Consider the following 25,454-nt stretch of genomic DNA (forward strand, 5'->3'; position numbering starts at 1 on the left):
AAACGGACAATTTGAACTCAATACTGAATTTGCGATGACTGATTCCTTTCTTTCCCATTGCTTTCTCTTTTTTTGTTAAATGGGTGTAAAGTAAATCTGTAGCATGACAAATTTTTTCATACATACCCAGAACCTTTTTAGCCTGTCTACATATCAGCCTTACTTCTGAGAAACTTTTCTAAAAAATAAAGAGAAAAGAGACACATTTACATCATGCTTCCTAACTGTTCTCCGTTGTCTATTTGAAATTAAATAGCTACCTTTGCGCGTAATTTTTTGTAGCAAAACAAATAACATCACGATATGAGTAAGAAATTTGCCGAATATTCAAAATTCGACTTGTCGAATGTGAATAAGGAAATACTGAAGAAATGGCAAGACGGCGACGTCTTCCACAAGAGTCTTGAAATCCGCGAGGGTCATCCTTCTTTCGTATTCTACGAAGGACCACCTTCTGCTAACGGTATGCCGGGTATTCACCACGTCATTGCCCGTTCGATTAAAGATATTTTCTGTCGTTACAAGACCATGAAAGGTTACAAGGTGAACCGTAAGGCGGGCTGGGATACTCACGGACTGCCGGTAGAATTGGGCGTAGAAAAATCATTAGGTATTACCAAAGAAGATATTGGCAAAAAGATCTCTGTAGCCGAATATAATGCGGCTTGTCGTAAAGATGTCATGAAGTTCACCAAAGAATGGACCGACCTGACACAAAAGATGGGATATTGGGTAGATCTGGAGAACCCGTATATCACATATGACAATCGGTACATCGAAACTTTGTGGTGGTTGTTGAAGCAACTATACAACAAAGGCCTTTTATATAAAGGTTATACTATCCAACCGTATTCTCCGGCAGCTGGAACTGGCTTAAGTTCTCACGAATTGAACCAGCCGGGATGTTATCGGGACGTGAAAGACACCACTGTAGTAGGCCAGTTCAAGATGAAGAATCCGAAGCCGGAAATGACGCAGTGGGGAACTCCTTATTTCATCGCTTGGACTACTACTCCATGGACTTTGCCATCCAACACCGCCCTTTGCGTTGGTCCGAAGATTGATTACGTAGCCGTACAAACTTACAACGCGTATACCGGCGAAAAAATGACTGTCGTTTTGGCTAAGCCTCTTTTATATGCTCATTTCAACAAAAAAGCAGAAGGAATTGCTTTGGAAGACTACAAGCCAGGCGATAAATTGGTGCCATTCAAAGTGGTTGGAGAATATAAAGGTACTGACTTGGTTGGTATGGAATATGAGCAACTGATTCCATGGGTAAAACCAGTAGAAGCTACTGAAGACGGATGGAAAGAAGCCTCTGCCAAAGCATTCCGGGTAATTGCTGGAGATTATGTGACAACGGAAGATGGTACCGGTATCGTTCACATTGCACCGACATTCGGTGCCGACGATGCTTTCGTGGCAAAAGCTGCCGGAATCCCATCGTTGTTTATGATTAATAAGAAAGGCGAAACCCGCCCGATGGTTGATCTGACCGGTAAATTCTATCTGTTGGACGAACTGGATGAAAAATTCGTTGCCGAATGTGTGGATGTAGAAAAATACAAAGAATACGAAGGTAAATGGGTAAAGAATGCCTATGATCCACAATTTACCATCGATGGCAAATACGACGAGAAAGCTGCCCAAGCTGCCGAATCACTGGATATTTATATCTGTATGAAGATGAAGCAAGCTAACTTGGCTTTCAAGATCGAAAAGCATGTACACAATTATCCGCATTGCTGGCGTACCGACAAGCCGGTATTGTATTATCCGTTGGATAGCTGGTTCATTCGTTCAACAGCTTGTAAAGACCGGATGATTGAACTCAACAAGACAATCAATTGGAAACCGGAATCTACCGGAACAGGCCGTTTCGGTAAGTGGCTGGAGAATTTGAACGACTGGAATCTAAGCCGTTCTCGTTATTGGGGAACTCCGCTTCCGATTTGGCGTAGTGAAGACGGTGAAGAAATCTGTATCGGTTCGGTAGAAGAACTGTACAACGAAATCGAAAAAGCTATTGCTGCAGGATTCATGACTGAGAATCCATATAAGAAATTAGGTTTCGAACCGGGCGTTTATACGAAAGATAATTACGAAAAGATAGACTTGCACCGTCCATATGTAGATGATATTACTTTGGTATCACCTTCAGGCAAGCCGATGAAACGCGAAAGTGACCTGATCGATGTTTGGTTCGATTCAGGAGCTATGCCATATGCACAATTACATTATCCATTCGAAAATAAAGAATTGGTAGACAGTCGTACCTATTATCCAGCTGATTTTATAGCAGAAGGTGTAGACCAGACTCGTGGCTGGTTCTTCACATTGCATGCCATCGCAACGATGATCTTCGACAGTGTGGCTTATAAGGCTGTTGTTTCTAACGGTCTGGTTCTCGACAAGAATGGAAACAAGATGTCAAAACGATTGGGCAATGCTGTAGATCCTTTTGCAACGATCGAGAAATACGGTTCTGATCCATTACGTTGGTATATGATCACTAACGCCTCACCGTGGGACAACTTGAAGTTTGATATTGAAGGCGTAGAAGAAGTTCGTCGTAAATTCTTCGGTACCTTATATAATACGTACTCATTCTTCGCCCTGTATGCAAATGTAGATGGATTCGATTTCTCGCAACCGGAAGTTGCCTGGGAAAAGCGTCCGGAAATCGACCGCTGGATTCTTTCTCTGCTTAATTCGTTGATTAAAGACGTAGACAACTTCCTGAACAGCTACGAACCGACTCGCGCCGGACGTGCTATTTCAGATTTTGTCAATGACCATTTAAGTAACTGGTATGTTCGTTTGAACCGCAAACGTTTCTGGCAGGGTGGATTGACAGAAGACAAGTTGTCGGCTTACCAGACATTATATACATGTTTGGAAACTGTAGCTAAACTGATGGCACCGATCGCTCCGTTCTATGCTGATCAGTTATTCTGCGATTTGATCTCTGTAACAGGTCGTGAGCAAGTTTATTCTGTTCACTTGTCAGACTTCCCAGTATGTCAGGAAGCACTTATCGACAAGAATCTGGAAGAAAGAATGCAGATGGCACAAACTATCTCATCAATGGTATTGGCATTGCGTCGTAAGGTTAACATTAAGGTTCGTCAGCCGTTGCATGTCTTAATGGTTCCTGTTTTGGACGAGCACCAAAAGGAAAGTATCGAAGCCGTAAAACAGCTTATCCTGAACGAAGTCAACGTAAAAGACATGAAGTTTGTGGATAATACAGCAGGTATCTTAGTAAAACGTATCAAGCCAGATTTCAAGAAACTCGGCCCGCGTTATGGTAAGATTATGAAAGCCCTTGCTGCCGCTATTCAGCAGATGAGTCAAGACGATATCAATGCATTTGAAAAGGCTGGAACATTCACTCTACAGGTAGATGGTCAGGAAGCAGTTTTGGAAAGAGCAGATGTAGAAATCATCTCCGAAGATATTCCAGGATGGCTGGTTGCCAACGAAGGTAGACTGACTGTAGCGCTCGATATTACCGTAACCGACGAGTTAAAGAAGGAAGGACTTGCCCGCGAATTGGTTAACCGTATCCAAAATCTGCGCAAGAGCAGCGGTTTCGAGATTACAGACAAAGTAAACATTACCCTTGCATCTTCAGCAGAAATGGATGGAGCCGTAGAAGCTTATCAAGAGTACATCAAGTCACAGGTATTGGCCAATAACCTTGTTATAACAGCCAAACCGATTTCAGATGCTACATCACTTGACTTCGAAGATTTCACATTAGCTGTAAAGGTGGAGAAAATTTAATCAGAAGTCGGAAAGATAATACGAACAAATAAATTGAAGTAAATATTGATGGAGGGCGCGGAAAGGCTTGAAATCCGCGCCCTCCGTCATTTTTTCCTGCAAAAATGCGCATAATATGATAATTATATTATCTTTGCCGACAAATCGGTAAAGATATTTCCATAAAAGCCGTTTTTGAATAATAAACTTGAATGTTAAACTTAAAATTAAATTTGCCATGGCAGAAAAGACAAGATACTCAGATGCGGAACTCGAAGAATTTCGAGCCATCATATTAGACAAGCTTGAAAAAGCAAAAAGAGATTATGAAATGTTGAGATCGGGTGTTACCAATTCAGATGGAAACGATGTAGCTGATACATCACCTACATTTAAAGTTCTGGAAGAAGGTGCCACTACCCTTTCCAAAGAAGAAGCCGGCCGATTGGCACAGCGACAAATGAAATTCATACAGAATTTGCAGGCAGCGCTAGTACGTATCGAAAATAAAACGTATGGCATTTGCCGGGAAACTGGGAAACTGATTCCGAAAGAAAGGTTACGGGCTGTACCTCACGCAACATTAAGTATTGAAGCTAAACAAGGAGGCGCAAAGTAAATGAAATATTCAAAAGGAAAAGGAGCAGTATGCATTGTAATACTGCTCCTTCTTTTAGACCAAATCTTGAAAATTTGGATCAAAACTCATTTGGAATTGCACGAAAGTATAAAGATTACTTCGTGGTTCTATCTTTATTTTACAGAAAATCCGGGCATGGCCTTCGGTATAGAAGTGATTGGTAAGTTATTTTTATCAATCTTTCGAATTGTAGCCGTCGGTTTCATCGGTTACTACCTATATTCATTGGTGAAAAAGAATTATCCATTCGGATTCATCGCCTGCGTTTCACTCATTCTGGCAGGAGCCATCGGTAATATTATAGATTCCGTTTTCTATGGCGTTATTTTCGACCATAGTTTTGGCCAAGTAGCAACGCTATTTCCGGAAGGAGGCGGATATGCCGGTTGGCTACATGGTAAAGTAGTAGATATGTTCTATTTCCCTCTTATTGAGACAACATGGCCTGATTGGTTACCTATTTGGGGTGGTCAGGAATTCATCTTTTTCCGTCCGATATTCAATTTGGCAGACTCTGCTATCTGTGTAGGTGTATTCCTCCTTTTATTGTTCTATCGAAACACGTTTTCGAAAAGTTTGGGTAACGAAGAAAAATAATGTAATATGTGTAAACACTGGTTCATATACGGTCTAACTTCCTTATGCGCACTATCTGCTTGTAGTCCGGTACCCGAGAATATTCTTTCTCAAAAGGAAATGCGAGCAGTCCTGGCAGACATGCAAATAGCAGAAGCTATCATCAATGCTGATCAGGATACTTACAGGGACGATGCTAAAAAGTTGGCCTTATACGAATCCGTGTTCAATAAATATCATATTACACAAGCTGAATACGACAGTTCACTCACTTGGTATGCACAGAATCTGGATATCTACATGCGCGTATACAATTTGGTCAGCAAAGATATAGAAGATCGTATCCATGATTTAGGAGATGTTGAAAGGACGGAGGTTGACACTCAAAAGAGTGATTCTGTCGACATTTGGTCAAGAAGAAACTATCTTACCTTCTCGCCCAAGGCTTCTTTTAACGGAACTACATTCAACATAGAACCCAAAGAATCCTATCCGCCGGGAAGTACATTTAAACTAGGTATGAACGTATGGGGTATTCCTCAACAAGCCAAGCATAAACCTCAAATCCGTATCTGTTTGGATCAAGGAGACACAACGGTCGTTATCAACGATCAAATCATGCGTGACGGTTATCATGAGACAACACTCAAGAGTGTCGTCACCAAACGTACCAAACGTGTATATGGTTTCATCTATCTGAACAATCGGGATATGAATTATTATAAAATCTACACCGATAGTATTTCTCTCATGCGTTACAATTACAAATCTGTAGGCTTTGAGACTACTAAAGAAGTAAAGCCCAGAGAAAATTAACCCAATACAAAGAGTTTACTATGTCACGTTGGGCAACTCATTTTCTATTATTAGGAACGAAGGCATACAAAATGCATTGCTTGGAACTGGATGCAACCGGAAATCTCCAGCGATATTTTCCTCTCACAGAAGAAATAGCAGGAACTTCCTTTGTCGAAGGAATTCTATTAGCAGTTCCTGCATCATTAGCTCCTACCCAAGAAGAAATTCGTCATTGGCTGTCATCCAAACAATTTCCTGACTATTCTTCGTTAATTACTTTTTTCATGGAGAAAGCCTTGCATACTCCCGGATTGGGAGAAAAAGTCCGTTTATTTCAAATCCGGCTTCATCCCCTCTCTGCGTCTGAACTCAGCACAGACTACAGCAGTGGCAATTGCCACATTCAATGATTCCGCTGTTTCTCTCTCTGGTGGATAATTGGGAATATAAAGTTTCTCTGAAACTAATGCTTCAATTTCTGGCCGAATACCATTTCCTTCATTTCCCATTACAATCACACCTCGAGATGAAATGGTCCGGTCATACATGTTCTCTCCATCCAGAAAAGTACCATACACCGGTATGGATTGCTTACGACAAGCTGTCAAATAAGTTTCCAAATCCGTATAACAAACCTTTACATGAGCCAAAGCTCCCATCGTTGCCTGTACAACTTTCGGATTAAATACATCAGCCGTATCCTTACTACATACAATATGCTCAATACCGAACCAATCGGCCAAGCGAATAATCGTTCCTAAATTCCCCGGATCCTGAATTCCATCAAGAGCTAATACCAAATCCTGCTGCGGTGAAGCCGTTTCTATTTGCCAGTCTGGCATAGCAAAAACGGCCAATACATCTTGTGGATTCTTCAGGAAACTCGCCTTCCGAATATCCTCTTCTTCAGCCACAAGCAATTCTTCGGCAGAAATATCTCCCTGTGTTGCCATCCAGCAAGGTTTAGCCACTAACAACTTACAAGCGAAAAAAGGAAGCATATCAGCTACTAACTTATTCCCTTCAGCAACAAAAGCTCGTTCCGCAATCCGGTTTTTCTTCAATTCCAGCGAATGTATGTACTTTATTTTATTTTTACTAAGCATCTTTCCTTATTTTAGCCTCGCAAAAATAGAGAAATATTCTGCAAATTCAACTATTTTTGTGATTCAAAACAAATACGAATGAAGGAGTTCCTGCAATATCTATTGCTTAGTTTGGTAAGCATACTTATATTGAATGGATGTAGTTCCACCAAATTTGTTCCGGATAATCAATATTTGTTGGACAAAGTTGAAATCATTTCAGACAATAAACAATTCAAATCGTCTGAACTTCGGGATTATCTTCAACAACGTCCTAATTTTAAAGTATTCGGATTAATGAAATGGCAGCTATATCTGTACAATTGGTCTGGAAAGAATGAAAAAAACTGGTTCAACAAGCAGTTTCGCCGTATGGGAGAAGCTCCAGTCATCATGGACACGATTCTGATAACTGAATCTGAAAAAGAATTGCAGCAATTCCTAATTAACAAAGGATATATAAATGCACAAGTGACTCATAGAGTTGATACCAGTAAACATAAAAAAGCAACTGTCACTTATACCATCCATTCCAATGAGCCTTACCGTATCAGAGATTATCAGATGCGATTAAATGATCCCGTAATTGATAGTATTGCTCATATAAAGCCTAGAAAACGTTCTTGGTTGTCAAATGCATTTCATACTTCTACAGATGATTATACTTCACTCATCCTAGATAGTTGTTTATTTGACCGTGACATGTTGGACCAGGAACGTGATCGGATTACTAAGCTACTTCGTTATCGGGGTTATTATGGTTTTAACAAAGAATATTTGACTTATCTGGCAGATAGCTCATTCCAAAAGAATGTAGTAGATCTGGAAATGTTCTTAAAACCATACAGAAAGTTATTACCTGATGGAAATATCCAGGAAATGCCGCATCGTCCTTATTACCTGAACAAAATAACAATTCTATCCGATTATGACCCTTTAAAACCGGAAAGTGAAAATGCCCTTCAATTAACGGATACTTTACACCAAGGTCACATAGAAATTGTGTATGGGAAAAACGGCCGATTTATCAGACCTTCTGTCTTAGCTCGTTCTGTGTATTTAATGCCTGGCAGACTATATAATGAACGTTCTGTAGAACAAACGTATTCATCCTTTGCCCGTTTACGTGCACTGAAAAACATCAACCTTCGCTTTCAGGAGTTTGAAGAAAATGATTCTCTTAAACTGAATTGTACAATCCTGACTTCACCTAGTAAGCTACAAGGTTTCGGCGTGGATTTGGAAGGAACGAACTCTGCCGGAGATCTAGGATTTGCATCGAGTATCAATTATCAACATCGCAATCTATTCAAAGGTTCGGAAGCTTTTACTGCCAAAATCAGGGGAGCATACGAAAATCTAGGATCGTCGTCAGACAACAGTGTCGGCAATTATTGGGAAATTGGAGCAGAAACAGGAATTTCTTTTCCTCAGTTCTTGTTCCCTTTCCTGAGTGAACGTATTGCCCGACGCCTGCGGGCAACCACTGAATTCAAAGTAAGCTATAGTTTCCAAACACGTCCGGAATATCAACGAGCTATTTTATCGGGAGGATGGAATTACATTTGGCAAGATCGATTTAATACCCAAGCAAAACATGTATTCAAGTTGATAGACATTGATTATGTTCATTTACCTAAAATAGATCGAGCTTTTGCCGACAGTCTGCCGGAATCTACCAAGCTATACAATTTTACCGACCAGTTTGTATTGGGAACAGGTTATACGTATTCCTTCAGCAATTATGTCCCACAGAATAAATTGCGGAATACTCACTCGCTGCGTTTCTCTTTTGAAATGGCAGGAAACTTGTTATATGGTATTTCGAAATTGACACATCAAGGGAAGAATCCTGACGGTATGTATGAATTATTTGGCATACCGTATTCGCAGTTTACTAAGGTAGATTTCGATTTCAGTAAAAGTATGGCAATTGATGCACGAAACAAGGTTGCCTATCACATTGGTGTTGGTGTCGGTTATCCGTATGGGAACACACGAAAACTCCCCTTTGAGCGCAGTTATTTCTCTGGTGGCGCCAACAGTGTACGTGGCTGGTCTGTACGTTCTCTTGGCCCTGGTAGTATGGGGATGGAATACGCAGGCACATTTGCCGATCAAATCGGCGATATCCGTTTAGACCTAAATCTGGAATATCGCACCAAGTTATTTTGGAAATTTGAATTAGCCGCTTATGTAGATGCGGGTAATATCTGGTTATTTCATAATGATCCGGATCATCCAAACGGTAACTTCGACTTTTCCCGCTTTTATAAAGAAATAGCCGTATCATACGGATTAGGACTTCGATTAGACTTCGATTTCTTCTTGCTTCGTTTTGACACGGGTATGAGAGCCTACGATCCCCAACAACGCGGAGGAGATCGCTGGGCAATCAAGAACCCTAACTTTGATAACTTTGCCTGGCATTTTGCCGTCGGATATCCATTCTGATGGCAAAGCTTGTTTTATACAAATCTCTTCAATTCCTGATATAGGCGTTGTACGGGTAACCCCATAACATTATAGAAACTCCCGGAAATACTTTCAACGCCTACATATCCGATCCATTCTTGAATTCCATAGGCTCCAGCCTTATCGAAGGGTTTGTATTTATCAACATAATAAATAATTTCTTCGTCAGTCAAAGACGCAAAACGAACAGAAGAAACAACAGAAAAAGTTTCCTGCTTCTTTGTTGTTGTCAGACAAACCCCAGTTACGACCTGATGTTCATGCCCGGATAAACTGCGTAACATACGAATCGCATCTTCCCGATCTTTAGGCTTTCCGATTACTTCCGTCTCGTTCCAGACAATAGTATCTGCTGTAATTAATAAAACTTGATCTTCCAACGTAGACAAATAGGCTTCAGCCTTCTGCTTGGATAAAAAGACCGGTATTTCCTGTGGTTGTAACGAATCCGGATAATTCTCTTCCAACCCAGGAATAACATGCACATCAAATGAAAGATCCAATCCGGCTAACAGTTCTCTCCTTCGTGGAGAATTGGAACCGAGTATGATACGATAAGCTGCTAAATTTTCCAACATATTACCTCAATAGTTCTCGTGTTAATAATTAAGAAATCTTTATTCGCCCAGGGCGAACATATATTCGGCGTCGAAGATTATATGTTCGCCGTGGGCGAATATATAATCAACGTGAGCGAATAAAATAAAAATCATCTATTCTTCCATAAAATAATACTTCGGTCCAGATTTACCGAAGTATTATTATCTTATTTATAAATTACCATCCAAAAGCTTCACCTTGCATCCAACGACCTTGTGCTCTCATCGTCTGCTCTATCACGTCACGAGCAATGCCATCACCGCCGTTTTTCTGACAAATATATTTAGCGATCTGCTTTATTTCCGGAGCAGCATCAGCAGGCGCAACCGGAAGTCCGGCTTCGCGCATCACCTCATAATCAGGAATGTCGTCTCCACAGTATGCAACCTCTTCTGGTTTTAATCCGGTTTTCTGTAAGAAATCATGATAATCATGGATCTTAACCGCGCTTCGCATATAAATATGGCGAATACCCAGCCGTTCAAAACGAACACGTACAGCTTCTGTATACCCTCCGGTGATAATAGCTACCTCATATCCCATTTTCACAGCCAATTGCAGGGCATAACCATCTTTTATATTTACGGTACGCATCGGATCACCATCAGGTGACAGAGGAATGACTTCACGCGACAACACACCGTCCACATCAAAAACAAAGGCTTTTATCTTTCTTAAATCATAAGGAATCGTACTCATATCAGACTTTTTTATGGATACTCTGGCTCAACAAACGATATAACATCTGTACGTCCGGATAGTCTGCCAACATACCCAGATGCTTGTTAATTATATTTTCATCATATCGGATTGCCGGACCTGTCTGTGCTTCCCGTGCCGGCAGTTCGTGCACCTTGGCTGCCGTTTCATCGATTAAAGGAAACAGGTAATCGCGAGATAAACCTTCTTTTGCCAGAATCTCTTCTGCCAACGCATAAATATGATTGGTAAAATTACAGGCAAAGACAGCGGCCAAATGTAACGAGCGCCGCTTTTCGGAAGAAAGTTCGCACACCTTACCAGACAAACGACGAGCCAAATCTTCCAGGCAGTTCTTATCTTCTTCGCGATGGCATTCTATAAACAACGGAATTCCCCGAAAAGAGATTTCCCGGCTTTTGGAGAATGTCTGTAACGGATATAACACACCATATCGTTCGGTATAACCAGCAAAGACTTGCATCGGCATGCTTCCAGAGGTATGCAACCACAGTCCGTTGTTGGCAGGCACTGCACGTATTACCGGTTCCAAAGCTTGATCTTTCAAGGCAAAGAGATATACATCAGCATCCCTCCGAATTTGAGTAGGATCGGTAATAAAATCACAATTCAACCGTTCAGCCAAAATCTGTGCATGGGCTTCAGTAGGACTATAAACCTGACAGATTTCAATCCCTTCCAACGATGCCATCGCCAACGACAGATGGGTAGCTACATTTCCTGAACCTACAATGACAACTTTCATACCTCGTCCTTTTCTGCTTTTTCTTCCGGCAATTGGTAGGTACCTAAATGGATCTTCTCCCACTGCAGACGAGATTCATCAAATGGTTTGTTGGGCTGCTCTTTATAACCAAAACCAATAACCGACAATACTTCCAATTGATACGGGATATTCAGCAATCCACGAATATACTGCGAAGCATCTTCTTCATGTTCTGTCTGTCGATTCCGAATCTGGCACCAACAACTACCCAGCCCTAAATCTTCAGCCTGCAACTGCATAAAAATAGAAGCTATGGAAGCGTCTTCTATCCAAACATCGCTTTCCATCACGTTTGCCAAAACAACTACCGCCAAGGCACAACCTTCCAAAAAGGCAGCCCCATGCGGTTTGCAAGCGGACAGTTTCTTCAACATTTCCTTATCTTCCACGACAACAAACTGCCACGGATTTTTCCTTTTTGAAGCCGGAGCCATCAACCCTGCTTTCAGAATAGCTGCTACTTGGTCAGGATTCAACAGTTGGCTGGTAAACTTTCGTGTACTTCTTCTCTCTTTGATCAATGATGCGAAGTCTTTCATATGCTCTTTATTCTACTTTATATATTCTTATGCAGACAAAGATAATACGAATCAGTCACATTTTGGCTAAAACACCTTCGCATTCGTCAACACTTGATTGACTTGAGCTGCATAACATTCACCGATAGGCAACAAAGAAGTTGTCTTTTCCAATTGAATATAATTTTTCGTAAACCGCTCCACTTTCTTAATAGAAATAACATAAGAGCGATGAATACGTAGGAAAAGTCCCGGTGGCAACATTTTCTGAATACTTTTCAAGTTCGTGTGCGAAAGGACATAACCACCACTCGACCGGAAAATCTTGATGTAGTTTCCTAAAGCTTCAATATAGAGAATATCTTCCAAGGCAATACTCACATTGCTATATTCCTGCTTGACGACCAAACAATCGGGAACAGCCGCAGGACGAGCCTCTAGGCGACGGATTGCTTTTTCGACTGCAATCTCAAAACGCTCGTAGGCAAAAGGTTTGTGTAAGAAATCAACAGCATCGAGATTAAAGCCATCGAGGGCATATTGAGCATGAGCGGTTGTGAAAATAAAACAGCACTCGCGTGGTAACAAATCGGCTATCTCCAACCCACTAATACTATTCATCTGAATATCCAAGAACACCAAATCTGGCTTTCGGCGACGGATTTCCTCCAAACCGACATGAGGCTCACTATAGGTGGTTAACTCCATTCCTCCTTTGCGACGACAAAACTGCTCGATGACTAATAAAGCCATCGGTTCGTCGTCTATCGCTATACACGTAATCGTTCTCATCGTAACTGTATGGTTAATTTTGTTCTATACAAAGAGCCTTCCGGACCAGACAATAATTTATACCGGTCGGGATAAAGTAAGTCCAGACGTTTCCGGCAATTAGCAATACCGATAGCAGGTCTTCCTTCCTCATGCGTCCGCATAATCTGATTCTCAGTTTCTAATATTAACTGCCCATTATATAAACGGATAAGAATCCGGATCACACAATCCTTTTCCGACGAAGTTCCGTATTTGAAAGCATTTTCTACGAAAGTAATAAGAATCATGGGAGGAACAGGAGTTTGTTCATTGTCTGTTTCTACCGTCAGTTCCACCTGGGTATGTCGATTCAACCGCAGAGACTGTAAATCTACATATTGCCGGATATAGTCGATTTCCTGTTTCACGGGTATCGTTTCCGAATGGGTTTGGGAATACATATAACGCAAAATGTTGGAAAACTTCACAAATGCAGATTCGGTTTTCTCTGACCCAGAAAGGACCAAGGCATACAAGGTATTGAGCGTATTAAAAAGGAAATGCGGATTAATTTGAGCCTTGTAGAGAGCTAACTCTGCTTTATTTTTCTCGGCTTCCATTTCCTGTCGGGAGAGAATCTGACGAAATAGTTCGAAAGTCAGTTCAATAGCCAACGAAAATCCTGTTACCATAAGGAAAAAGAACCAGATAGTTTGTGTACGGACACGTAAACGAGCTTCTACCGTTTTAGTAGTACTATCAGCCCAGCCAGAAGGAATCGGAAAATAAGTTAATGCCACCGTAATCCCCACTAACGCCAACATCATCACAGAGATCTGCACATAATTCTTTTGCATGAACATCTTGGGCAGACAGGCCCAACGGTAAACAAAATAAAGCAAATAGACATAAACGACAAGCGTCACCAGAAAAGCCGTGTTATTCACGATCCAATGATCTACCGGAAGCAACATAATGACCAACGGCATAATGACCAGGCAAAACAACAAATCGATGTAAAGTGAAATATGATTATTCTTCATCAGGAGCAATTTTATCCTGCACAAAGATAGGATATTTTAAGAAGAGATGAACATCAAGCGAATGCTTGTTCGTCACTACATTTTCGGTATTCATCACCAGAAGTCTGGTAAAACAAACGGCTTGGATACATCAAGAGTAAAGCTTCCCTATATTGAAAGATATGATAACAAGACATCACATTTTAACATCAAAAAGGAAACATAATCTCAGTCGTAAACGTGCAGCTGACCGTCCGTAGTATCGATTCATCACTTAATTCACACCATTCGTCACTACACTGTTTGAAAACTCACCTATTTTATATAGATTTGTCATGTAGCAAACACGACAAAATATAAAACACTATATAATTATGAAGATGAAGACTAGTATGTACCTCATGCTATGCAGCATGTCGTTGTTGTGTGCATGTGGAGAAAAGAAGCAGACAATGCCAGGCGAAAAGTACAAAACACTGACTGTAGAGACCAGTAATCAGACCTTACAATCCACGTATCCAGCATCTTTACGTGGACAACAATCGGTAGAAATCCGTCCACAAGTGAGCGGAACTATTACCGACATCCGTATTAACGAAGGCGATCTGGTTCGGAAAGGACAAGTATTGTTTATCATCGACCAAGTTCCTTACAAAGCAGCGTTAGAAACAGCTCTTGCCAATGTAAAAAGTGCAGAGGCTAAATTACAAACAGCCCGCCTGACGGCCAACAGTAAAGAAGAATTGTTTAAAGAAAACATTGTATCTGATTTCGACCGACAGACGGCACGTAACCAATTACTCGAAGCGGAAGCCGCATTAGCACAAGCCAAAGCGGAAGAGACCAATGCTAGGAATAATTTATCCTATACAGAAGTGAAGAGTCCTGTTGACGGTGTAGCCAGTATGATTCCATACCGTATTGGTGCTTTAGTTAATAGTAGTATCTCAGACCCCCTTGTTACTGTATCAGATGATTCCCAAATCTATGCCTATTTCTCAATGGCCGAAAGCCAAATGCTCGACCTTATTCAACAATATGGATCACTGGAAGAAGCCAAAGAGAAAATGCCGGCAGTTAGTCTGACATTAAGTAATGGCCAAATCTACAACTACGAAGGACGCATTGATGCCATCAGTGGTACAGTAGATGAAGGTACTGGCGTAGTAAGCTTACGTGCCACTTTCCCAAACACAGGTCATTTACTGCGTAATGGAGGTAGCGGAACAATCTCTGTCCCCACAGTACATAAAAATTGTATCGCCATTCCTCAAGCGGCTACCTACGAATTACAGAATCGAGTTTTTGCATGGAAGGTTGTTGATGGAAAAACACAATCAACACCTATTACCATATATAAATATAATGACGGAAAAACCTACATCGTTCTTTCCGGTTTAGCAGAAGGCGATATGATTATTGCCGAAGGAGCTGGTCTGATGCGTGAAGGTACAGCCGTTAATACCGAATCATCAACCGAACCCATAAAATAAGCACGCCCTATGAAAATCAGAACATTTATTGACCGCCCCATCTTGGCGAGTGTCATCTCAGTGCTTATCCTACTATTAGGAATGATCGGTCTTACTCAATTGCCGATCGAACAATTCCCGGAAATCGCTCCTCCGACAGTCAGCGTATCGGCTTCATATACGGGAGCAAATGCAGAAACCGTACAGAAGAGTGTAGTCGTACCATTGGAAGAAGCGTTGAACGGTGTGGAAAACATGATGTATATGACTTCTACTGCTGCAAACAATGGATCGGCACGTATTACGGTTTATTTCCGTCAGGGAACAGATCCGGATATGGCTACTGTCAATGTGCAGAATCGTATTGCCACTGCAGAAGGATTACTTCCTGCCGAAGTAACCAAAAGTGGTATCACGGTACGTAAACGACAGACAAGTAACATCAAGCAATTAGCTGTTTATAGTCCAGATGACTCATTTGACCAGAGTTTCCTGAACAATTATATGAAAATCAATATCGAACCACGCTTGTCTCGTATTGCAGGTGTGGGAGAAGTCAATGTGTACGGCTATGACTACTCTATGCGTATCTGGCTTGATCCAAATAAGATGAAGAAATATTCATTAGTACCTTCTGACATTACAGCCGTTTTGGATGAACAGAACGTAGAAGCAGCTACAGGTACATTAGGTGCTGAATCAGAAAACACGTTCCAATATGTATTGAAATATCGTGGCCGCTATGAAAATGAAGTAGACTACGAGAATCTGGTTATTAAATCACTTCCAAACGGAGAAATTCTCCGATTGAAAGATGTGGCAACAGTCGAGCTGGGAACACGTGCCTACGACTATATTGGTCAGGTAAACGGTCATCCGGGTTGTAACATCATGATTGCCCAGACATCCGGTTCGAATGCGAATGAAATCATTGAGGAAATAGACCGTACTATTGCGGAAATCTTGAAAACCTTACCTAAAGGTATCAAGATTGCAGACTTGATGAGTACAAAAGACTTCCTCGACGCTTCAATCAAAAGCGTGGTCAAGACATTGATCGAAGCCATCATTTTGGTTGTCCTCGTGGTTTATGTATTCTTACAGAGTTTGCGTTCTACGTTTATTCCGGCCTTATCCATCATTGTATCACTCATCGGTACATTTGCGTTCCTTTCCTTGGTAGGATTCAGTCTTAATATGCTAACTTTATTTGCCTTGGTTCTTGTTATCGGAACGGTCGTGGATGATGCCATTGTGGTAGTTGAAGCCGTGCAAGCAAAATTCGATGAAGGATATAAATCTTCTTATCTGGCAACGATCGATGCGATGGATGGTATTACCTCGGCTTTGGTAACAACTACATTCGTATTCATGGCAGTATTCATTCCAGTAAGTTTTATCGGTGGAACTACAGGAACTTTCTATACCCAATTCGGTCTGACGATGGCTGCCGCCGTAGCTATTTCCTTGCTAAATGCATTGACATTAAGTCCGGCTCTTTGTGCTCTCATCATGACACCTCACCAAACGACCGGAGGAGGAAACAAGATGAGTTTCTCTTCCCGTTTTCATATTGCCTTTGATACGGCGTTCCATCGGTTGGTTATGAAATACAAAGTAGGTGTTCTGTTCATGCTCAAACGTAAATGGTTAGCAGGAATACTACTCCTTATTGCCTGCGGAGGTTTTGCCGTTCTGATGATGACAACGAAAACAGGACTTGTTCCCAACGAAGATATGGGAACCATCTATGTAGATGTACGAACTTCTCCGGGAAGTAGTCTTCAAGAAACCAGCATTGTCATGGAGCAAGTAGATAGCTGTTTACGTACCATTCCGCAAATCGAACTGTATTCTACGATTACCGGTAACTCCATGCTGAGTGGACAAGGTGCTTGTAACGGTATGTTTACCATTCGCTTGAAAGATTGGAGTGAACGTACCAGCAAAGAAGATGCTATTGATGCCGTCATGGATAAAATCAGCCGTAGTACAGCTTTTATTTCAAGTGCAGACATCATGCCGTTTACTCGTCCTATGATTCCTGGTTACGGAGCAAGTAGCGGTTTTGAACTATATGTCCAAGACCAAAAAGGTGGTTCGATTGAAGACCTGCTCAAATATACCCGTCAAATTATTGATGAACTCAAGAAACGTCCGGAAATTGGACGTGCAACAACATCGTTTGATACCAAATTCCCGCAGTATTTATTGGAAGTAGATGCCGCTCTTTGCAAGCGTAACGGCGTATCTCCTTCAGACGTATTAAGTACGCTTTCGGGATATATTGGTGGTAATTATGCTTCTAACATGAACCGTTTCTCCAAACTCTATCGTGTCATGGTACAAGCTCCACCTGAGTTTCGTCTTAATACTGAATCGCTCAACAATATTTTCGTCCGTAATGATGCCGGTGAAATGACACCTATCAAACAGTACTTAAAGCTGACTCGTATTTACGGTTCTGAAACATTGACACGATTTAACTTGTTCTCGGCTATTCAGGTCAATGGCGCAGCGGCTACCGGTTATAGTTCCGGACAAGCAATCCAAGCCGAGAAAGAAGTAGCAGCACAAGTTTTACCGACCGGATACGGTTATGAATTTGGAGGTATGTCACGTGAAGAATCCAATACAGGAAATACAACTACACTTGTCTTCGTGATTTGCGTAGTATTTATCTACCTGATTCTTTGTGCTCTTTATGAGAGTCTGTTTGTCCCGATGGCCGTCATTCTTTCTGTTCCTTTCGGATTGGCCGGTAGTTTCCTTTTTGCCAAGATGTTCGGATTGGAAAACAACATCTATTTGCAAACTGGTTTGATCATGTTGATCGGATTACTTTCCAAGACGGCTATCCTGCTTACGGAATATGCTTCCGAACGCCGTCATCATGGTATGAGTATCATGCAGGCAGCCATCTCGGCTGCACAGGTTCGCTTACGTCCGATTCTCATGACTTCATTGACCATGATCTTCGGTATGTTGCCTATGATGTTCTCTACCGGTGTAGGTGCCAATGGTAATATATCTATCGGTGTAGGTACAGTTGGCGGTATGCTTATCGGAACAATTGCATTACTGTTCATCGTACCACCTTTATTCATGGTATTCCAGTATCTGCAAGAGAAAATTATGCCAGCACGTCAATTACCACAATCAGAAAAAGAACTAAGAGGAAATGAATAAGAATATGAAAAAGATATTGTTATGTATATGGGGAATCGTAACCCTCAGCGGATGTCATATTTATCGGGCTTACGAACGCCCGGACATAGCTGTTTCCGACAGCCTTTATCGTCAGTCGACTTCGACAGCGGACACGACATCCTTAGCTTCTCTTTCCTGGAAAGAGCTCTTTACCGATCCTCAACTGCAACAGCTCATTGAGATTGGTCTCAATAACAATACGGATTTAAATATCGCTTATCTGAAAGTTAAAGAGGCTGAAGCTTTGCTGATGACTTCTCGTCTGGCTTATCTGCCAGCGATATCACTCACACCACAAGGTTCCATCAGCAGCCAAGATGGAGCCAAAGCCACCAAGACGTATGATCTGGCAGCGGCAGCGGAATGGGAAATTGATATCTTCGGTAAATTACTCAATGCCAAACGAGGTGCTAAAGCGGCTCTTGAACAAAGTGAAGCTTATCGGCAAGCAGTACAAACACAACTGGTAGCTACTATTGCCAATAGTTATTATAGTTTATTGATGTTGGACGAGCAGCTGGATATTACACGCCGAACCGCTGAAACATGGAATGAAAACGTCCGTGCCATGAAAGCATTGAAGCGTGCCGGACAAACGACCGAAATGGCCGTTGCACAAACCGAAGCCAGTAAGTTGTCGGTCGATGCATCTGTGCTTTCACTCGAACAGCAAATCAATGCCATGGAAAATTCCTTATCGGTTCTGTTGGGCATGAATCCACAAGAAATCGGTCGTTCAACATTGGATGCACAAGTTTTCCCCGACTCTATTTCTACCGGAGTTCCGTTACAACTCTTGAGTCGTCGACCGGATATCCGGCAAAGTGAAGCGGCTTTAGCTGCTGCCTATTATGCCACCAATGAAGCCCGTTCGGCCTTTTATCCCAGTATTACACTGAGTGGTTCGGCCGGATGGACGAATGCCGGAGGCGCAGCTATCTCCAATCCGGGACAATGGTTACTATCAGCGGTTGGTTCGTTGGTTCAACCATTGTTTAACAAGGGACAAAACCTGGCTAATCTGGAAATAGCCAAAGCGCAACAGGAAGAAGCATTGCTTTCTTTCCGCCAAAGTTTATTGGATGCTGGGGCGGAAGTAAATGACGCGTTGGTACAATGGCAAACAGCCCGGAAACGAATTCTGCTGGATAAACAGCAAGTCGTTTCCCTCCAATCTGCCTTGCGTAGTTCTGAATTGCTGATGCAACACAGCTCACAAAATTATCTGGAAGTATTGACAGCCCGTCAGGCTTTACTGCAAGCCGAACTGGATGTTGCTTCCGATCGCTTTGATGAAATCCAGGGAGTCATCAATCTATATCATGCCTTAGGTGGCGGTTATTAAAATACATTCTTCAAGTCCGCTTGAAACAATTGTGATCTTTTAAGACAATCATAGCTTGTCTAAGAGAATCTTTCCTACATGCAATGTTTCAAGCGGACTCTTCCATTTATTATGTTCTTGCCATTTTATGATGAATCACGTACCTTTGCACAAATAAAAACAAACGGTTTATACGTTTCTATCCTTTTTTACGTTATATACATTTAGAACAACATTCATGTATAATGAAGGATGTACGCATGAATGGAACAGACGAACATCATAAAATATGAAAATACGAACAATTATTTCTTTGTTATTCTTCCTCACAGTAACAACTGTATATGCCCAAAAGCGGGTAAAAGTAACTGGTTACGTGCGAGATGCCGACGGCAATCCGCTGGAACTGGTAAATATTCTGGTGAAGAATACGCTTAACGGAACCATGACCAACGAAAAAGGTTTCTATTCGCTGAACGTCACTCCCGGCGATTCGGTCACCTTTATCTATTCTTGCCTAGGTTATAATAAGGCAGAACGCATCGTTCCTTCCCTGCAAGCCGATATGCGTCTGAATGTAAAGATGAATTATACGTCCATCAATTTGGGAGACTTTGCCGTAACGGCTATCCGAAAACAAACTTCCACGATGGAAACCATGCAAGCCGATAAGGTTAAGTTATTACCTGATCCATCGGGTGGAAGTATCGAAAGTCTGGTGGTAACCTTTGCCGGCGTATCTTCCAACAACGAATTAAGTTCCCAATATTCGGTACGCGGAGGAAGTTACGACGAAAACATCATCTACGTAAATGGGATTGAGGTTTTCCGTCCTTTGCTGATTCGTTCCGGGCAACAGGAAGGATTGAGCTTCGTCAATCCGGATCTGACGCAGGAAGTCAACTTCTCTGCCGGAGGTTTTGAAGCACGGTATGGAGACAAGATGAGTTCTGTCCTTGATATTACCTATAAGAAACCCAAAGAGTTCGAAGGGTCGGCTTCGGCCAGTTTACTGGGTGGTAACGTGTCTGTCGGCAGTTCAATCGGGAATTTTACCCAAGTTACCGGTTTCCGTTATAAAAGCGGTCGTTCTTTGTTAGGAACAATGGATACCGATGCGGAATACGATCCTCGCTTCATGGACTTACAAACTTATATGACTTATGCCTTTTCTCCGAAATGGGAAGCTACTTTCCTAGGAAACTTCGCCACCAACAAATATCGTTTCGTGCCTCATAGCCGGGAAACGACTTTCGGTACAATCGAAAACAGCCAGAAGTTTACCGTCTGGTTTCCGAACAGTAATGAAAACGATAAGTTCCAAACCCTGTTTGGGGCATTGACGCTTGCTTACAAACCTAATGACAATACGACATTAGGCATACAAGCCTCTGCTTTCGACAGTCAGGAAGACGAACGCTATGATATCGCCGGAGAATATTGGCTTAATGATGGAAGTAGCGACGACTCAGCTTTAGATGCCGGAAGTTCTGCTCTTTCTGTTGGACGTTATCAGGAACATGCCCGCAACCGGCTTCATTCCAACATTATGAATGTAGGGCATTACGGAAGTGCACGCTTATTGAACAACACCATCAAATGGGGAGCTCAGGTACAAATGGAACGAATCAGCGATAAAATAGTAGAATGGGAAAAGCGGGATTCGTCCGGCTATTCATTGCCTCATACCGGAGATGGAGTGAATCTGTTCTCTAATTTATATTCACAAAACAAGCTGGAAAGTACTCGTCTGTCGGCCTACGTACAAGATGCGTTCAAGTTCCGTACCAAACAAGGTCTTTTCAATGTGACCGGTGGTATCCGAGGCAGTTATTGGAGTTATAATAAAGAATTTATCTTCAGTCCGCGTGTCTCTGTCGGATTTATCCCCAATGCCAACCAAGATTTGACGTTCCGCCTGGCGACTGGTCTGTATTATCAATCGCCATTCTATAAAGAATTAAGACAAGTGGTTACGGATGAAGAAGGAAATGATATTGTTCAACTGAACGATCAGCTTAAATCCCAGCGTTCCATTCACTTTATAGCCGGCGGTGATTATACCTTCCGTGCTGTCGACCGTAACTTTAAGGTAACAGCAGAACTCTATTATAAGAAATTGGATAATCTGATTCCTTATACGGTAGATAACGTCAAAATCAGATATTATGGTGAGAACTGTGCCAAAGGATATGCAGCCGGACTGGATGTCAAATTCTTCGGTGAATTTGTTCCTGGTACCGACTCCTGGATCAGTTTCTCTTTGATGAAGTCCGAACAAACAATCCGGGAAACTACGAAAGCTCCACTTCCCAATAGTCCCGGTTATAATATCGGATTGTTCTTCCAAGATTACTTCCCCGGTTATAAACGTGTCCAGCTAAACTTGAAAGGCGTATTGTCAGGAGGACTTCCTGTTACTATTCCAAACAAAGGATATGAAGACGGCTACTTCCGTACACCAGCCTATAAACGTGTGGACATGGGTATTTCTTATCAATTAATAGAAGAAGACGATCTAATCCGTAACCGTGGTTTCTTCCGTTACCTGAAGAATGCCTGGCTAGGATTAGATGTATTCAACCTATTTGATATGAAGAATGTCAACTCCTATTACTGGATTACGCGCTCAGACAATAATCAGTTTGCCGTACCTAATTACTTGACCGGCCGACAGATCAATGTCCGACTATTGATTGATTTCTAATCAAACGACCATTTAATAGCCAAAGTAGGTATGGCATAAAAGCCGTTTCTGAAACTGAAGTTATGGCTTAACTCAACTTCCGTACCTACACTCAGCTTAAACTTGTCGTCTATCTTCTCAAATCGGTTCAGATTCAACCAGAATTGTGGTTCTGTCAGGAAGATAAAGTTTCCATGCGGATTCTTTTCACGCCACCAATCCGCAAAACCGCTGAAGGTACAAAGACCGTTCTTGGCAAAATGTACATACCAAGTTCCTGTCAATTGGAAGTTATTGGGCTTTTCAGATTTTTGGATGTATTTATACATACCAGTCAAAGTAAAGCCTTTCGTAAAATCTTTCGTATTGAACGTATAGGTCAAACCACCCAGATAAGCATTATTGAACGACGACTGGTTACTTAGTTCTCCATTGTATTCTACATGCACCGAAAAAGGAGCTTTCCAGAAACTCAGCTCACGAGCTATTTCCCAATAAGCAGAAGCAATTCCTTTGGAAGTATAATCCATATCCACAAAGAAATAAGTACTACCCCATTTATCCGGCTTGAACATTTCAACCGTACTGGTCAATACCGGACGACCATCTAAATCTTTATCATACAAAGCTCCTCCAAGATCATAATGTAATTGTACATTCTGACTTTTACCTGCCCAAACAGCCAACGATAACAAGGCTAATAAAAATAATTTCCGCATACTCTGTTTACTATCTTTACGTTAAGAAAGCGCAAAAATAGTAAATCTTTTCCATATACCTATATAAAATCAGATTCACACATAAAAAGAGGCTGAAGTTTCAACCTCAGCCTCTTCATTATGGGTACACATGTCGCCTGGAATATCTCCATATCTGATGATTTATAGCAAGTTTAAAAATAGGCAGAAAAATAAGCGACAGATAATCCCGGCATCCCGACGGAATAGCAACAATTGTACTTTATCTAAAGGGTTAGTGTGTCTGTTTTTTCCCTCCCCAAAATCTGACAGCGCCCATAAATACCGCCAAAACGGCCATCACTGTCATCAATATCGCTTTTGTGGATGCTGATTCAAAAGTTGTTGTTCCGATCAATACCAAAACAATACATGCAACCATCATCACTGCATCTGCTAAATCTTTACTTATTTTCATGATAAATTCCTCCTTTGTTTTTTAATTTAACCATCATTTATTCACTACATCTGCTTCTTCAGATGTACTTAATGCTTTCATAATTCCATACAGACCGTATGCCAAAGATGCCAATACTACTACCAGTTTCAGGTAATCATTTGAAATAATAGAACTACAAGCCAATACACAGCCTACCAGGATTAATACGATAGAAACCCAAAGATTGAATTTATTTGATTTTTTAGCCATAATAATTTTCTTTTTTGTGATGTGAATAATAAGCTGGTCACGACGAATCCTCCGCGACCGGATAATAATAAATAAAGGATTAAAGAAAACACATAAGGGAAGACACAACTGCAAACGAACTGTAATAAACAGTCCATATCCAGATAATACCCACGCAACAGCCGGGCATAACTTCTCCTTACATCACAAAAAAAGACTAAATCAGTAACTTCCGTAACGCAAAGACATGATAACCGTTACGGGTAAGTAAAGCGGAATAATTTATATGATGAGTAATGGAATTATATTCCAATAGTTTGGAAATCAAATCATGTCCTTTTAACCGCAAATACTGGGTCGTTTTTTCGACCTGGTTTTGCGTGCGCAAATTAAAATTATAAGTAATGGTTTGGATAACCCGGCGCGGAGAAAGCAAGTTGCTGTTCTTCATATCACTAGTCAAAACAGCCAGACAAGTCTGCATATCCTTCGTTTCCGAATCTTCCATGACAGCTTCTTTTGTCAGAGCAGACAATACATCGAATGGCTGTGCTTTCTCACTCTGATTGAAGAAAAGCACAGTTCCCAATACAAATCCGATGACTAATAGAAACTGTTTCATGCCGCAAATATAGAATGTTTTTTCGGAATAGAAAAAAAGTGTATTGGTAAAATAGTTTTAATTTTGCGTCCAAAATAAATGTTATGAATAATTTATCATCTCCAAGTAAAGGAAAAGCCTGGCTGGAAGCGGCCCGTCCACGCACACTTCCGGCATCTTTAAGTCCGGTACTGGTCGGAGCAGCGTTGGCTTTTCGTGACGGTTGTTTTCAATGGGTTCCTACCCTGCTTTGTGTTTTAGTAGCCTTGTTAGCACAGATTGCCAGCAATTTTGCCAATGATTATTTCGATTTCAAGAAAGGTGCCGATGGAGCCGACCGGCTCGGTCCGGAAAGAGCCGTTGCCCAAGGTTGGATTCAGCCCCAAAGTATGCTAAAAGGCACTTTCATCACCTTGGGATTGGCTTGCTTTTGCGGATGTATGCTCCTGTTCTTTGCCGGCTGGGAACTGATTCCTGTAGGAATTGCCATCGCCTTGTGCGTACTTGCCTACTCAGCGGGCCCGTTTCCTTTGGCCTACAATGGATTGGGTGACGTTTGTGTCTTATTATTCTATGGTATTATTCCCGTCTGCTTTACTTACTACGTACAGGCGTTGAGTTTCTCTTTGCTGTCTTTGCTATTATCCATTGCCGTCGGTTTGTTATCGGTCAATATCCTGGTCATCAACAATTATCGGGACTATGTACAAGACAAAGCTGCACGGAAACGTACAACCATCGTCCTTTTCGGACGTCGTTTCGGGCGGATTCTTTATCTGCTGAACGGAATCATTGCCCTGTTGCTTGTCTTTCCTTTTCTGATGCAAGCCAGCACCTGGATGTTGGCCGCCTTCGGACTATTCTTTGTCCTGTTTATGGCTACATGGCAGGAAATGAGACATAAGAACGGAAAAGAGCTGAACCAGACATTAGCCCATACAGCTCGCAATGTGTTGCTCTTCTCCATCTTGCTGTCTGTCTTTCTGATTTTATACTAAAAATAAAGGGCATACAATACGTTCTATATGATCAGAACGTATAAAAATAGTGAACATTCAATTTTTTGACAACT

The 25,454-nt window shown here is 41.6% G+C and carries 21 protein-coding genes; 10 read left to right on the forward strand and 11 right to left on the reverse strand.

From position 1 onward, the window contains the following. Positions 1-303: 303 nt before the first annotated feature. From ileS to MUN53_RS05785, 4 genes are all read left to right on the forward strand, one after another. On the forward strand, positions 304-3,792 hold the full coding sequence (ileS, locus tag MUN53_RS05770) for an isoleucine--tRNA ligase (RefSeq protein ID WP_243323847.1): 3,489 nt from the start codon (positions 304-306) through the stop codon (positions 3,790-3,792). A gap of 217 nt (positions 3,793-4,009) precedes the next feature. Beyond that, positions 4,010-4,390 carry a TraR/DksA family transcriptional regulator gene (locus MUN53_RS05775; protein ID WP_022456113.1) on the forward strand — a complete coding sequence of 127 codons (381 nt, stop codon included), beginning with the start codon at positions 4,010-4,012 and terminating at the stop codon, positions 4,388-4,390. Further along, positions 4,391-5,008, forward strand: coding sequence for a lipoprotein signal peptidase (locus MUN53_RS05780; RefSeq protein ID WP_022456112.1), 618 nt, complete (start codon positions 4,391-4,393; stop codon positions 5,006-5,008). It begins immediately after the preceding gene. A gap of 6 nt (positions 5,009-5,014) precedes the next feature. After that, the gene (locus MUN53_RS05785) at positions 5,015-5,803 is read left to right on the forward strand and encodes a DUF4296 domain-containing protein (RefSeq protein WP_243323848.1); all 789 of its coding nucleotides are present in this window, start codon (positions 5,015-5,017) and stop codon (positions 5,801-5,803) included. A 311-nt stretch (positions 5,804-6,114) separates the two neighbouring features. On the opposite strand, the gene MUN53_RS05790 is transcribed toward MUN53_RS05785, so the two are convergent. Continuing rightward, a complete protein-coding gene (locus MUN53_RS05790; protein WP_243323849.1) occupies positions 6,115-6,891 on the reverse strand; it encodes an RNA methyltransferase in 777 nt (258 codons plus the stop codon). A 78-nt stretch (positions 6,892-6,969) separates the two neighbouring features. Here MUN53_RS05790 and tamL point away from each other — a divergent pair, with 78 nt between their 5' ends. Further along, positions 6,970-9,324: a translocation and assembly module lipoprotein TamL gene (tamL, locus tag MUN53_RS05795; protein WP_243323851.1), complete on the forward strand. Its 2,355-nt coding sequence runs from the start codon at positions 6,970-6,972 to the stop codon at positions 9,322-9,324. A gap of 14 nt (positions 9,325-9,338) precedes the next feature. On the opposite strand, the gene MUN53_RS05800 is transcribed toward tamL, so the two are convergent. The 6 genes from MUN53_RS05800 to MUN53_RS05825 all read right to left on the reverse strand — a co-directional run bounded on the left by MUN53_RS05800 (position 9,339) and on the right by MUN53_RS05825 (position 13,745). Next, complete coding sequence (locus MUN53_RS05800; RefSeq protein ID WP_022456107.1) at positions 9,339-9,923, reverse strand: Maf-like protein; 585 nt, start codon at positions 9,921-9,923, stop codon at positions 9,339-9,341. 199 nt (positions 9,924-10,122) lie between these two features. Beyond that, positions 10,123-10,644 carry a KdsC family phosphatase gene (locus MUN53_RS05805; RefSeq protein WP_243323854.1) on the reverse strand — a complete coding sequence of 174 codons (522 nt, stop codon included), beginning with the start codon at positions 10,642-10,644 and terminating at the stop codon, positions 10,123-10,125. 1 nt (position 10,645) lies between these two features. Next, the gene (locus MUN53_RS05810) at positions 10,646-11,410 is read right to left on the reverse strand and encodes a Rossmann-like and DUF2520 domain-containing protein (protein ID WP_243323856.1); all 765 of its coding nucleotides are present in this window, start codon (positions 11,408-11,410) and stop codon (positions 10,646-10,648) included. Then, positions 11,407-11,970 (reverse strand): nitroreductase family protein, encoded by a 564-nt coding sequence (locus tag MUN53_RS05815; protein WP_243323857.1) that lies wholly within the window; start codon positions 11,968-11,970, stop codon positions 11,407-11,409. The genes MUN53_RS05810 and MUN53_RS05815 overlap by 4 nt, the downstream gene beginning before the upstream one ends. Positions 11,971-12,036: 66 nt before the next feature. Next, positions 12,037-12,741, reverse strand: a complete 705-nt coding sequence (locus tag MUN53_RS05820) for a LytR/AlgR family response regulator transcription factor (protein ID WP_243323858.1) — start codon at positions 12,739-12,741, stop codon at positions 12,037-12,039. Next, entirely contained in the window at positions 12,738-13,745 is a 1,008-nt protein-coding gene (locus tag MUN53_RS05825; RefSeq protein WP_243323859.1) for a sensor histidine kinase, read from the reverse strand. Before MUN53_RS05825 ends, MUN53_RS05820 begins: the two co-directional genes overlap by 4 nt. Positions 13,746-14,104: 359 nt before the next feature. Between MUN53_RS05825 and MUN53_RS05830 the strand changes: the two genes are divergently transcribed. The 4 genes from MUN53_RS05830 (at position 14,105) to MUN53_RS05845 (ending at position 22,437) form a co-directional block, all read left to right on the forward strand. Continuing rightward, on the forward strand, positions 14,105-15,217 hold the full coding sequence (locus MUN53_RS05830; protein ID WP_243323970.1) for an efflux RND transporter periplasmic adaptor subunit: 1,113 nt from the start codon (positions 14,105-14,107) through the stop codon (positions 15,215-15,217). Positions 15,218-15,226: 9 nt separating this feature from the next. Further along, complete coding sequence (locus MUN53_RS05835) at positions 15,227-18,385, forward strand: efflux RND transporter permease subunit (protein WP_243323860.1); 3,159 nt, start codon at positions 15,227-15,229, stop codon at positions 18,383-18,385. Between the two features lie 4 nt (positions 18,386-18,389). Continuing rightward, complete coding sequence (locus MUN53_RS05840; RefSeq protein ID WP_243323861.1) at positions 18,390-19,751, forward strand: efflux transporter outer membrane subunit; 1,362 nt, start codon at positions 18,390-18,392, stop codon at positions 19,749-19,751. Between the two features lie 268 nt (positions 19,752-20,019). Beyond that, positions 20,020-22,437 carry a TonB-dependent receptor gene (locus MUN53_RS05845; protein ID WP_243323862.1) on the forward strand — a complete coding sequence of 806 codons (2,418 nt, stop codon included), beginning with the start codon at positions 20,020-20,022 and terminating at the stop codon, positions 22,435-22,437. Here the strand turns inward: MUN53_RS05845 and MUN53_RS05850 are convergent. The 4 genes from MUN53_RS05850 to MUN53_RS05865 form a co-directional block, all read right to left on the reverse strand. Then, entirely contained in the window at positions 22,434-23,135 is a 702-nt protein-coding gene (locus MUN53_RS05850; RefSeq protein ID WP_243323863.1) for a nucleoside-specific channel-forming Tsx family protein, read from the reverse strand. The two genes, MUN53_RS05845 and MUN53_RS05850, sit on opposite strands and share 4 nt — an antisense overlap. A 253-nt stretch (positions 23,136-23,388) precedes the next feature. Beyond that, positions 23,389-23,571: a hypothetical protein gene (locus MUN53_RS05855; protein ID WP_022456095.1), complete on the reverse strand. Its 183-nt coding sequence runs from the start codon at positions 23,569-23,571 to the stop codon at positions 23,389-23,391. A 33-nt stretch (positions 23,572-23,604) separates the two neighbouring features. Continuing rightward, complete coding sequence (locus MUN53_RS05860) at positions 23,605-23,802, reverse strand: hypothetical protein (RefSeq protein ID WP_243323864.1); 198 nt, start codon at positions 23,800-23,802, stop codon at positions 23,605-23,607. Between the two features lie 196 nt (positions 23,803-23,998). Beyond that, positions 23,999-24,403, reverse strand: a complete 405-nt coding sequence (locus MUN53_RS05865; protein WP_243323867.1) for a hypothetical protein — start codon at positions 24,401-24,403, stop codon at positions 23,999-24,001. 83 nt (positions 24,404-24,486) lie between these two features. Between MUN53_RS05865 and MUN53_RS05870 the strand changes: the two genes are divergently transcribed. Then, positions 24,487-25,380 (forward strand): 1,4-dihydroxy-2-naphthoate polyprenyltransferase, encoded by an 894-nt coding sequence (locus MUN53_RS05870; protein ID WP_243323870.1) that lies wholly within the window; start codon positions 24,487-24,489, stop codon positions 25,378-25,380. Positions 25,381-25,454: the final 74 nt, after the last annotated feature.

The sequence above is a fragment of the Parabacteroides faecalis genome (assembly GCF_022809355.1).
Taxonomy (GTDB): domain Bacteria; phylum Bacteroidota; class Bacteroidia; order Bacteroidales; family Tannerellaceae; genus Parabacteroides; species Parabacteroides faecalis.